Annotated in this window: 6 protein-coding genes; 4 read left to right on the top strand and 2 right to left on the bottom strand. The window is 46.0% G+C overall.

The annotated features are described in order from the left end of the window. Positions 1 to 61 precede the first annotated feature (61 nt). From ESB13_RS04520 to ESB13_RS04505, 4 genes are all read left to right on the top strand, one after another. Entirely contained in the window at positions 62 to 3,355 is a 3,294-nt protein-coding gene (locus tag ESB13_RS04520; RefSeq protein WP_220399547.1) for a SusC/RagA family TonB-linked outer membrane protein, read from the top strand. 23 nt (positions 3,356 to 3,378) lie between these two features. After that, positions 3,379 to 5,421 (top strand): RagB/SusD family nutrient uptake outer membrane protein, encoded by a 2,043-nt coding sequence (locus ESB13_RS04515; protein ID WP_129001830.1) that lies wholly within the window; start codon positions 3,379 to 3,381, stop codon positions 5,419 to 5,421. Positions 5,422 to 5,529: 108 nt separating this feature from the next. Further along, positions 5,530 to 8,130 (top strand): xylan 1,4-beta-xylosidase, encoded by a 2,601-nt coding sequence (xyl3A, locus tag ESB13_RS04510; protein WP_129001829.1) that lies wholly within the window; start codon positions 5,530 to 5,532, stop codon positions 8,128 to 8,130. A 115-nt stretch (positions 8,131 to 8,245) separates the two neighbouring features. After that, positions 8,246 to 8,791: a hypothetical protein gene (locus ESB13_RS04505; protein ID WP_129001828.1), complete on the top strand. Its 546-nt coding sequence runs from the start codon at positions 8,246 to 8,248 to the stop codon at positions 8,789 to 8,791. A gap of 144 nt (positions 8,792 to 8,935) precedes the next feature. On the opposite strand, the gene ESB13_RS23905 is transcribed toward ESB13_RS04505, so the two are convergent. Together ESB13_RS23905 and ESB13_RS04495 are read right to left on the bottom strand one after the other, a co-directional pair. Next, on the bottom strand, positions 8,936 to 9,475 hold the full coding sequence (locus ESB13_RS23905; RefSeq protein WP_220399546.1) for a dodecin family protein: 540 nt from the start codon (positions 9,473 to 9,475) through the stop codon (positions 8,936 to 8,938). 142 nt (positions 9,476 to 9,617) lie between these two features. Then, on the bottom strand, positions 9,618 to 12,779 hold the full coding sequence (locus ESB13_RS04495; protein ID WP_129001827.1) for a PAS domain-containing sensor histidine kinase: 3,162 nt from the start codon (positions 12,777 to 12,779) through the stop codon (positions 9,618 to 9,620). Positions 12,780 to 13,189 lie beyond the last annotated feature (410 nt).

Here is a 13,189-nt window from a genome sequence, read left to right as displayed (position 1 = left end):
TAAAACATTGAAATGCAATGTATTATTTAAATGCTCCATTATGAAACAAAAAAAACAAAAAATGAAGAACCGACTGCTTCTATTTTTTACATTTCTATTGATGACTGCTTTTGGGGTAAATGCCCAGGATCTTACGGTTAAGGGGAGTGTTAAGGATGCAGAAAACAAGCCTGTCATCGGTGCCAATATCCAGGTGGAGGGTAATGCGGCCATTGGCACTGTTTCGGATGAGAACGGTAACTTTTCTCTGAAAGTTCCGAATGGTACAAAATCTCTTACTATAAGCTTTTTAGGAATGCAGTCGCAGCAGGTGGAAGTTGTTGCGGGGCGTTTGCTCACTGTTTTTCTGAAAGAGGAGGCCAAGAAGCTTGACGATGTGGTGGTGGTAGGTTACCAGACCGTAAGGCGGAAAGATCTTACGGGTTCGGTGGCTTCTGTTTCCGGCAAATCTATTTCAACGATGCCTGTGGCGAATGCTGCCCAGGCGTTGCAGGGTAAGCTACCCGGTGTAAACGTAGTGACACAGGACGGACGTCCGGGCGGCGCGGTTTCTATTCGTATACGTGGCGGTAGTTCTATTTCTCAAAGCAATGATCCTTTGGTATTGATTGATGGGGTTGCGGGGTCTTTGAACGATATTCCTGCGGACCAGATTGAGAGTATCGACGTATTAAAAGATGCGTCGTCCACAGCTATTTACGGCGCCCGTGGTGCTAACGGTGTAATACTGGTAACTACCAAGATGGCAAAAGAAGGGCGGATTGCGACCACTTACAACGGTTTTGTAAAGGTGAACACTCCTACCGGGTATCTGCAGGCTTTAAACCCGTATGATTACCTGAAATATGTATGGGCGAATGCAGCTGCCAACGGAGCGGCTTACCAGACCCCTTTTGAAAAATTGTTCGGCCTGGGGGCTAATGCGGGTACCAATGCCGGTGGTATCGAGCGCTACCGGAACACACCGATGTATGATAACCAGAGAGATGTTTACAAGAACTCTACTTCTCACAATCATGACGTGTCGGTATCGGGTGGTACCAATAAAACAAAAGTGTTGTTTGCCGCCAACTATATCGATGAGCAGGGTATGAAACTGAATTCTTACCTGAAACGTGCGAACGTATCGTTCAAGGCCAACCAGAAATTATCAGATAAAGTTGATGTTAATATCGATACACGTTATACTGATGTAAAGGATTTTGGTAATGATGGGGCTATTCTTTCTATGGCTTATCGTTTTCGTCCGATTGGCCTGGATAATATCTTAGGTGATAAAGCTGCGTTACGTGAAGGCAATATCGAGCAATATGGCAAAATGTCGTATTGGGATGCTTATAGTCCTTATAGCCGTATCGCCGATCAGAGTCCGCTGGAATCGAGGCAAAATATCCGTGCGATCCTGTCTTTGAACTGGAAGATCATAAAAGGGTTGAATTATCATACTGATTTTACCTTGAACCGGTCATGGGATCAAACCAAGAACTGGACAGGCGCTGTATACAATAATTATTTAGATGATGCGACAGGAGAAAAGCTGTTTGCGGGCGCTGTTGACTACAGGAAATCGGACAGCTGGGGTTTACGCTGGTCGAATGTATTGAACTATGAGTTGAGCTTTGCGAAAATACACAGGATCAATTTGCTGGCCGGCCAGGAAGTTACCAATTCCGGCGGGACTGATATGAGGATCTCAGCGAACCACTATCCTGCGAACTTTAGTATGGATAATGCTTTTGCCATGATCAACCAATATGATCAGACTGCGGGTACCAGTGCTTTTTCTTCGGGCATAAGCACTCCGGGGCGGATCCTCTCCTATTTCGGCAGGGCGAACTATACTTTGAATGACCGTTATTTATTTACGTTCACTTTCCGTGGTGATGGTTCTTCCAGGTTTGCTCCCAGCAGGCGCTGGGGTTATTTCCCTGCCGGCGCCTTTGCGTGGAAAGTATCGGAAGAGTCGTTCATGAAAAACATTAACTGGCTGAGCAGTCTGAAGCTTCGTTTATCGTACGGTGAAGTTGGTAATGATGGTATCAGCTCTAACCTGTGGTCCCAGATGTGGACTTCGGAAACAGACAGAAGGTGGCAATATGTGCTTAACAACCAGTATAAAAGCGCTTATGACCTGGCTTCTGCACAAATGGCAAATGAGAACCTGAGATGGGAAACGTTAGTAACCCAGAACATTGGTTTAGACTTTGGCTTGTTCAATAACAGGGTAACAGGTAGCATCGAGGTATATAAGAATACCACGAAAGATCTGCTGATGCTTACTACTATTCCTGGTATTACAGGTTTTACTTCTACTTATGCGAATATTGGACAGACCAGCAATAAAGGGCTTGAGCTTTCTTTGTCTGGTGTGATCCTTAAAAACAAGGACTGGAATATTACAGCAGGCGCCAATATCAACTTCAATAAAGCGAATGTTGACAAACTTGCAGAAAACGTAACGGGCCTTTATGGTACAAGCTGGGCGAGCAGCAGTACCTATCCTACCAATGACTATATCCTGAAAACAGGCAGTCCTGTTGGCCTGGTAAGAGGTTTGGTGTATGACGGTTTTTACACTACCGACGACTTCAACTATGCCAACGGCGTTTATACCTTAAAACCAGGTGTGGCAGATGTGGGCAGTTTTATTGGGGTTGTTCATGGTGTTGGTACCAGCGAAAGGCCTAGTGGTCAAACTGCTTATCCGGGTGTTGTAAAGTATAAGGATCTGGATGGAAGCGGAAAGATCGATGATAAAGATCTTGCTGTAATCGGCGATATGACTCCCAAGCATACAGGTGGTTTTAACCTGAGCGCTTCTTTCAAGAACTTTGATCTTGGTGCTTATTTTAACTGGAGTTATGGGAATGACATCTATAACATTACCAAGTTAAGTTCACTTTATGGATATAAGGAGACCGGCGTGTATGAAAACAAGCTTTCCATCATCAACAACACTTATAAGATCTACGATGTAGTTGATGGCAACCTGGTACGTTTAAACGATCCCAAGCAACTGGCGGCTGCCAATGCAAATGCTTCACTGCCTTTGGCATATAATGAAAACGGGGTTACCTCGTCGCTGGGAATTGAAGACGGATCTTATCTGCGTCTGAACACGCTTACCATGGGATATTCGGTGCCCAAGGCTATTCTTAAGAAAGCGGGGCTCTATAATCTTCGTATTTACGGTAGTGTTTACAACTTATTTACCATTACCAAATATTCAGGATTAGATCCGGAAGTGAACACCAATACGTCGCAGAATCATGCTGTTTATCCGACACTTGGCCTGGACTGGAATGCTTATCCCCGTCCGCGTTCCTTTGTTGTGGGACTGAATCTGAATTTCTAACGATCACCAATAGTATAATGATCATGAAAAAAATAATAAATTATACGTTTGTATTGCTGCTATGTTCTTTGTTCACACAATGCAAGCAATACCTGGATACTTCATCGCCTTCGAATACTGATGATGAATTTGTAACCTCTACTACGGCGGAGACCTTTAAAACCCTATCGTGGTGTTATGCGAACTATCGTCAGAACTGTGCGGTATCGTTATATAGCTGGAATGATCCTATCGGCTCTGATGCGGAGATGTATCCTGAGGCCACTTCTACCAATAACCTGAATGCCATTATGCAATCGGAGGCTATGACTGTGGATGCGATGAGGGACCCGTTCAACAACCTTTACAGTACACTTGCACGTGCTACGAAGGTGGCTAAAGTTATTGCTGAAAAGGCCCAATATAAAGCCGCGGTGGCATCTGGCAGTGCTTCGGACTGGACACAGCTGTATGGTGAGGCTATTACGCTGCGAGCTTTTTGCTACTTCAACCTTGTGAAATATTACGGTGATGTGCCTTATGGGTATGAGAATACTTATGTAGACAACTATACGCTGACCTCCCGTTTCGATATTTATGATGAGTTGATTGCTTCCCTTAAAGCAGTTGAGCCGCTGATGTATAAGATTGGTGAAGGTGGTATTACGGCGGAACGTCTTTCCCGGACTTTTGCAAATGCTTTGATTGGACAGATCGCGCTTTATTCCGGTGGTTACCAGACCATACGTACTGATATGCCTGATCTATATGGTAAGGTTCAGTTCACTGCGAAAGGTAAAGAAGACCGTGGCTGTAAATATGCAAGACGCGTTGATTACCTGGATTATTATAAGATAGCAGAGCAATATCTGCAGGCTGCCATCGATACTAAAGGAAGCGTTTACCTGATCACTTCTGACGACAGAACCGTTACCAAGAACCCGTTCCAGCGTCATTTTCAATACATGCATAACCTGCAGGTAAGCCCTGAATCCTTGTTTGAGATCGGTAATATCCAGGGTGGGCAAAGCGGGCAGACAACGACCAGTGATCATCCTTATAATTTTGGCCGTCCTTCTAACGGGGGCAGTTCCAATGCGGCTCCTTGTAAAGTATTTGCGGCTGTTCGCGCTATTCCCACCTTTTATTATGGTGAATATGAGGCGGACGACAAACGCAGGGATGTTAGTATCACTGTAACCGGCAGCACCGGTGATGGTAATGAATCTATGCTTAATTTTAAACCGGGCTCAAAACTCGATGGCGGGATTTCTTTAAACAAATGGGATGACAACCGTATGAATCCTCCCTATTCTGCTTCTCAAAGGCAGTCGGGGATCAACTATCCTGTATTGAGGATGGCGGATGTGATACTGTTGCTTGCTGAGGCTAAGGCAGAGTTAGGAAAGAGCGATGCTATTACCCTGGTTAACCAGATCCGTGAAAGAGCATTCGGAAATTCGGCCCATAATATTGCCGGTTTATCTGGTGATGCGTTGAAGGAAGCGATCTTGCAGGAGCGAAAGCTGGAGCTGTTTGGCGAAGGTTCACGCCGCTGGGATCTGATACGTGCGGGCAAGTTCTCTGAAAAGGCGGTTGCTGTTCGTAATGAAATGAAGGCTATGATCGCGGGGCTGCGTTCACAGGGATATTACAGGTTTGCAAATGGCAATATCATTTCAAACTATATCCTTGTGAAAAGTGTTAAGCTGGATAATCCACTTACTTATGATTGTACAGATGTTACCAATCCTGCGCTTTTTCCGGGTTGGAGAGGGCAGTATAACTGGAGTACATCGGCGGTGGCCAGTAAGGTAAAGGGCACTAACCATAATGTGGCCATTAAAGGTTTGTTCACTTATATCAACCCAACGAGCACTGAAGCTACTGCCCTGAAAGCAGATGGCTATACTGTTACCAACTGGGCTGTAGATATCATGAACAATGAAACCAGCTATGACAGAAATATTCTTTCCGGAATAAAATCAAGCGACGATCCTCCAAGGTACTTCTACCCTATTCCATTTGAAACGGTCAGCAAATCGAACGGCAAGATCAAAAATGGTTATGGGCTGCCTCAGCAATAAAAGGTCCTAAGCGTTTTTTGTAAGAGGATCAGTAATAGAAATGGTGGAGAGGCTGTTGAGATGAAACCGACAGCCTCTTCGTTTTTGATAGGTTATAATGCTTTACTTATGCGGTATATTTCTTTATTTATTGGGCTGATGTGTGTTTGTACCTTATCAAGGGCGCAAAGCACAACATATCCGTTTCAGGACAATCATTTATCTTTTGAACAGAGAGTAGAAGACCTGCTTCATCGTCTTACGCTGGAGGAAAAAGTAGCGTTGATGCAGGATGTGTCGAAGCCTATAGCGCGTTTGGGGGTGAAAGGGTATAACTGGTGGAATGAGGCGCTTCATGGTGTAGCAAGGGCGGGTTTGGCAACGGTGTTTCCGCAGCCCATAGGTATGGCTGCTTCTTTTGACAAAGACCAGGTATTGAAGGTGTTCAATGCGGTATCTGACGAAGGAAGGGCGAAATACAATTATAATATATCGAAGGGTAACTATGGCAGGTATGAAGGTTTGACCATGTGGACACCCACTATCAATATATACCGCGATCCACGTTGGGGAAGAGGTATTGAAACCTATGGTGAAGATCCGTATCTGACAGCCGAGTTAGGTATTCAGGTAGTAAACGGGTTGCAGGGTGATACCGGCCTGAAGTATGATAAGCTGCATGCCTGCGCCAAACATTTTGCGGTGCACTCCGGCCCTGAATGGAACAGGCATTCCTTCAATGCAGCTAACATTAAACCCAGGGACTTATATGAGACCTATCTGCCGGCATTTGAAGCCCTGGTGAAGGAGGCCAACGTACAAGAGGTGATGTGTGCATATAACCGATTTGAAGGCAAGCCCTGTTGTGGCAGCGATCAGCTATTGCAGCATATACTAAGAAGCAAATGGGGATTCAAGGGCATCGTTGTTGCTGATTGCGGCGCTATTGCAGACTTCTTTAAGGAAAATGCGCATGCTGTTTATAAAGATGCAGCAACGGCCTCAGCAGGCGCTGTTTACAGCGGTACTGATCTCGATTGTGGTTCAAGCTACCGGGCGCTCACGGATGCAGTAAAGCAAGGGTTGATAAAGGAGGAGGCTATTAATGTATCGGTAAGGAGGTTGTTGATGGCGCGGTTCAGGCTTGGTGAGATGGATGATCCTTCACTGGTACCCTGGGCCAAAATAGGTTATGATGTTGTTGCATCTGAAGCGCATAACAAAATAGCTTTGGAGATGGCGCGTAAGAGTATTGTATTGCTTCAGAACAGATCGAACATTCTGCCTTTAAAAAGTGGCGGGCTTAAGATTGCCGTGATGGGGCCAAATGCCAAGGATTCAATTATGCAGTGGGGTAATTATAATGGCACTCCGGCGAGGACGATCACCATCCTTGATGGTATAAAGGCTGCTTTGTCACCCGGTGATCAACTGGTATATGATCAGGGATGCGGATTGGTGGATGGCGCCATTATGAAAAGTGCGTTTAATGAATGTATTGGCGAAGATAGTAAGGGCATTACCGTTGCATATTGGAATAATAAAGAAAGAAAGGGAGCGCCTGTTACTACAGTAAACATGACGAGTCCTTTCAATTTATGTACTTCCGGGGCTACTGTATTTGCGCCAAAAGTAGCATTGACTGATTTCTCCGGCACTTATACCGGTGTATTCAGGCCTCATCAATCAGGGCAGGCTACCCTGGATTTTTATGTAAACGGGATGCTGCGTGTTTGGGTTGATGGCAGCCTGGTGAAGGAAATGAAAACCAACCATGGCGGGAGAAAGGCTACCCATAATATGAAAGTGGAAGCCGGTAAGCGTTATGATATAAGGTTTGAATTTGAACATAACAATGGTGATGCGCTGTTAAGTTTCGATATTGGTTATAAAGAGGAAATGGATATCGAGAGATCGATAGCAAAAGTAAAAGATGCAGATGTAGTTGTGTTTGCAGGGGGGATTTCTCCCTCATTAGAAGGAGAAGAAATGGGCGTAAATTTGCCCGGGTTTAAGAAAGGTGACCGTACCGATATTCAACTGCCGTTGGTGCAGCGCAATCTTATTGCCGCATTGAAGCGGGCAGGTAAAAAAGTAGTGCTGGTTGATTGCTCCGGCTCACCAATAGGGTTGGTAAACGAGGCTGAAAATTGCGCTGCAATAGTACAGGCATGGTATTCCGGGCAAGCCGGCGGGCAGGCAGTGGCGGATGTGTTGTTTGGTAAATACAATCCTGCAGGCCGTTTACCGGTGACGTTCTACCGGGATACTACACAATTGCCGGACTTTGAAGATTACAATATGAAAGGCAGGACTTATCGTTATTTTTCGGGCAAGCCTTTGTTTGAATTTGGTTATGGTTTAAGCTATACTACTTTTAAATATGGCAAACCTGTTTTAAGTAATGCTGCTGTAAAAGCAGGAACGCCTGTGAAGCTTACCGTTCCTGTGTTTAATACAGGAAAGCTGGCTGGTGATGAAGTAGTGCAGGTTTACCTGAAAAAGAAAGATGATGAAAACGGCCCTATCAAGACACTAAGAGCTTTTAAGCGGGTGCATTTCAATACCGGTCAGAAGATGGATATAGTATTTGATATCACGCCCAAACAAATGGAATGGTGGGATGACAGTGCCGGTATAATGAAGGTTGTGCCCGGGGAATACGAATTGCTGGTTGGCGGCAGTTCACGTAAGGAAGATCTGCAAGCTATATCCTTTAAAGTCAAGTAATGAAGTGAGAGGCTTTCATACGATGATTGTAAAAGGCTATTCATGTTCCGGAGGCCCCGGCCATGAATAGCTTTTTTCTCTTATATTTGAAACACAGAACCCTAAACGGACAATAATGGAAAATTTCCTTACCAGTGCAATTGTTGGCGGTGTAGTTGCTGCTTTTTTAATTTACCTAAAAGGCGCCACGGCGAAAAAGATCAATGCTAACGAGCAGGGACAATTTATGCTCCGCATGCATGTGTTGTATAACATAGTTGGATGGGTTTCGCTTGTGATTTCTTTAATTGTTGTTGCAGGTGTATTCTTTCTTGAAGCGCCTGACATGCTGATGTATGGGCTGATGCTTTTTATGTTCCTTTTTTTTGGTGGATTAGGGCTTTTATCTGTTTTATATTATCGCAATCTGTATGTGCTTTTCGATGATTCGCGTATAGAAGTCAGAGATATACGGGGTAAGGTAAAGGTTACAACCTGGCAGCAGATTGTTTCAGCGCGCTATAGTGTTAATTCCGGCTTATTACTATTGACTGATGATGAAGGGCAAAAACTTAAGATACATTGTCAGTCGGTGGGTATGGGAAAGTTTGTTGCTTTTCTTGAAGATAAGACGGAGTGGACTGCGGCAAAGCTGAAGTTGCCCGTGAAGAGGAGTGTTTGAGGGCAATAGGTATTCGAACGCCTTAAGTGATTGACAATATAATAGCTTACTTATTCTGGGGCAGGATGTAAATTATATCTGGGACTATCAAGAAATTTTACAGACTGCGAACGTTTGGCTGTACGCTCGCAGTCTGTTTTGTTTTTAATGACCGGGAATAAAGTCTTTTTGATTTTCAGGCTGGCTTACCTCCTCTTCGTTTGTAACCCTATCGTCAGGTTCTTTGCCGGAGGTATCTGACTGCTGGTTTTCTTCACTTTGTTTTTCCCCGGCTTTCCTGGCGCCTTCTTTGGGTTTTACGCCAGCGGCGCTTTTACTTTGGCCACGTTCGGTTTCTTTACCTGGTTGTCCTTGTATGACCGGTTGTTCACTGGAAGTGGGCGCCTGTTCTGACGCCGGTTGTTTAGGGGCTTCCTTTTTCTTTTCTTCGGCAGTGTTACCGGCTTTTTCTTCCGATGTGTTACTGGTATCACCAGTATTGCCTTCTTCGAGGCGGAAGGAGATCTTACATATCAGGCCGTAGCTGCTGATCTTGCCATCGGCAACATGCGCTTTTATGTCTTTTACATAAACCGAATCTATGTTGCGGATGGTTTTTGATGCTTCTGTTACAGCCTGTTGTAACGCATCTTCGATACTCTTTTCGGATGAGGCAATTACCTCAATTACTTTTACGATGCTCATAGGCGCTTTTTAATAAAACAGGGCAATTACCATACCCTTCCGGTAAGCGCCTGGTAAATGAAATGACCGGGACGTATTGCCACAGGCGGCGGCATATATAGCTTATGGGTTCTTTGTTTGGTGATATTTTACCCCAGGCGGGTTACTCTGCCTGTTTGTGGGGTAAGATGAGACAGAAAGTAGCGCCTTCGCCCGGTGTTGACCGGGTATATAATGCTCCGTTATGGTTGGTGATAATACGCCGGCAAAGCGCCAGGCCTATACCTGACCCGGGATAGATTTCACGGCCATGCAGGCGTTTGAAGATCTCAAAGATCTGGTCGTTGTATTGTTTTTCGAAACCGATACCATTGTCGGTTACAGAGATCTTGTAATAGGTGGCGAAGGAAAGCGGTGTTCTGATGTATTCACGCGTTTGTTCCTGGGTAAGCATTTCGGCGGAAACAGTTATTACAGGCGGCGTCCCGGCTTTGGTAAATTTCAGGCTATTGCTGACGAGGTTATAGAAAAGCTGGTTCATTTGCAGTCCTACCGCTTCGATACGGGGCAGTTTGCCCATTTTAAGCGTAGCGCCTTTTTCTCTTGCTACGAGTTCAAAATCATGAAACACGTCCTTCGCGACATTATTAAGGTCGATATATTGAAATACGGAATCCGATTCGAGGAGACGGGAGAAGTCGAGAAGACCAAGGATCAACAGCCGCATGCGTTCGGAAGAGGCTGCAATTTTGGCGATAAGATCGGCACTTCTTGGCGCCATTTCGCGGTCGTTGGCAAGCATGCTTGTGTAAACAAGAATCTTGCGCAGTGGTTCCTGCAAGTCGTGGCTGGCTACGTAGGCATACTGTGCCAGTTCTTCGTTCGAGCGCAGGAGTTGTTCGTTGGCGTTAGCCAGTTCTTCGTTCGTTGCCTGCAGTTCTTCGACGGCTGAAGCCAGTTCTTCGGTGCGCATTTGTACTTCCTGTTCCAGGGTCGTTTGCAAATCGCGTTGCATGGTAATGTCCTGTGCAGTACCGGAGAGATTAAGCGGGTTGCCTTTTTCATCGAACCGGGTACGGCCACTGGAGTGAATGATACGGGAAACGCCGGTGATGGCGTGAACGATCGTATACACCTCATCGAAGTGGCCTGATCCTTCTTTCTCCATTGCCTTATCGAGGGCGTTGCGCACACGTTCTCTATCATGAGGTGCGATGCGCAGGGATGATTGAGATCGGAGCGTGCTTTGCGCCTCTCCCAGCCATTGTTGCATGCGTTCTGAATAAGTGATGATACCGGTTGGAATGTCGATGCTCCAGGTTCCGAGTTCTGCCAGCTCTACAGCGTTATTAAGGAACATTTCCTTTTCTTCCAATGTCTTGTGAGCAAGGACCTCTTCTGTTACGTCGACGGCCATATCCATGATACCGTAAACTTCACCTGCTTCGTTAAAGAGCGGTTTATAGGTGAAATTAAAGTAGTATGATCCCAGTACGCCATCCACCTCCAGTTCGGCACGTGCGGCTGTTGCGGCATATGGTATGCCTGTGGTAAATACTTCGTCAAGAATATCGAGGAAGGGTTGTCCTTTCAATTCCGGAACGGCGTCTTCGAGGCGTTGTCCTATGGCTGCGCTGCCTTTACCCCAGACGCGGAGCATCATGTCGTTTGCGAGGGCAATAGTTTGTTCTCTGCCGGTGAATAAGCAAGTAGCGACAGGCGCCTCTTCGATAAGAGAGCGAAAGCGGGCTTCGCTTCTGGCTATTGCCTGGCTTGCCAACTGGCGGTCTGTGACCTCTGTGGCCAGGGTCATAATACCTGTAACGTTTCCTTCGGCATTGCGGACGGGAGTGTAAACGAAGTCGAAATAGGCGTCTTCGAGGATGCCATTGCGAACAAGCTTTGCCAGCGTGCCGGTGCCGAAATGCGGGGTACCTGTGTCGTAAACCTTATCCATCAGAGCTTTGAATGGTTGTCCTTCCAATTCGGGAAGCACTTTCATGACCGGCAGGCCGGTAAGCGTAGCGGGTTTTCCCCAGATCTCGAACATTTTGTCGTTACCGAGCGTCACGACCATATCGCTTCCTTCCATGAGGGCTATTGCCATGGGCGCCTGTTCGAAGATGGTGCGGAAGCGGGCTTCGCTTTCTCTCAGGGCCAGTTCATTGCGTTTGCTTTCGGTAATATCTGTAGCGTGTACGATAAGACCTATTACTTTTCCGTCTTCGCGTTTATTGGGCGTATAGACGATACTGAGCCATTTGTGTGGGTTAAGCCGGCCGGGGGCTGGGATCTCGAAGCGTTGTTGTTCGCCGGCATAAGCTTTTTGCAGGTAGGGCGAGATGCGGTTATAGGTGGTTTCTCCTATGAATTCGCGTGCGGTGATACCGATGGCCTGGGTGGCATCTACCTTGTACCATTGCATGAAGGTTTCGTTATAGGAGGTGTATCGTTGTTCGTTATCGAGATAAAAGATCATGGCGGGAACAGAGTCGCTAAGCAGCTTCAGGAGGCTTTCGCTTTCCCTGACCTTTTGTCGTGCCATCACCTGTTCCGTAACATCATAAACGACCACCATAACGCCGGATTCTTTTGTATTAGGGTCTTTATAAGGCTGGTAGACTGCGGAGATATGGCCTTTGATGGTTTGATTGTCCGCACCCTGTAGTGTATAAGATTTGTTGTGAAGGTTGTAGGTTTCGCCGGTTTGGCGAACATATTCGATAATAGGGCGAAACTCTTTTTCCACTTCGGGGATGACGCTAAAAAGGGGGCGGTGAATTATCTCTGCCACTTTATGCCCTATTAGTTTGCTATAGCTTTCGTTCACCATTTCGACCCTCATATCTTCTCCGACGAGCAGGATCATACCTACAGATGCGTCCTGTACGAGTTGCTGAAAGCGGGTTTCACCTGCTTCTATTTGTTTCAGGCTATTTGTTATGTCGCGGGTGATGCCACAGCAGGCAGTTGGTATACCTGCTGCGTTAAAAGATGCGGTGCCCGCGATGTTTATGCTTCGTTCGGTATCGTTTGCTGTAATTATACGGCAGGTGATATCGATGGCGCCATTATCGTGACCGCTCAAGGCGTTTTTTATAGCGGCCAATACGGCTGGCTTGTCATACGGGTGTAAGTTCTGAAACGCCTGGCTGAAGGGGAGCTCGTGCTGGCCGGATAATTCGAAAAGTGCGGCACAGCGGCCGTCGCAGCTTATTTTGTTGTCGGGGATATTGATTTCCCACACGCCAATGCCGGCGGCAGTGATTGCACGTTTTATTCGTTCCCGGCTTTTATCGGAGGCATGTGGGGTACTATCGGACATGGTTATTGGTAATGGTACGGTATGGTGATAACGTGCAAATGTATTGATATAAAACTAATTGGGAATCCTGAGATTTGGGGGTTGCCATTACAGTAGTTTTAAAATAAGTTGAGGATGCCCGGAGACCGCAAATGAAATAATCAAGTTAGAAAAAGCAGGCATTGCCTGGCTGGCTGAGATATCGGCATAATGCAGGCTTGCGTGGTGTTAAGGGAGGGCTGGAAACCAGGGTTAAAGGCTGGTTTAATGCGGCTTTAGCGCCCGTATATAAAGCGTACTTTTCTGAATGTGCTGATTGGTGTTTGAAGGCTGAAGCAGCTTCCATGAGTGAAGCGTTCTTTTTAAGATTTAAATAAGGGAAACCGGCTTGCTGTGCCGATTTCCCTTATTTATAAAAGTAGTTTTTTGTT

Origin of the sequence: Filimonas effusa, assembly GCF_004118675.1 — a bacterium.
Lineage (GTDB): Bacteria > Bacteroidota > Bacteroidia > Chitinophagales > Chitinophagaceae > Filimonas > Filimonas effusa.
This window is presented reverse-complemented; position numbering and strand designations above follow the sequence as displayed.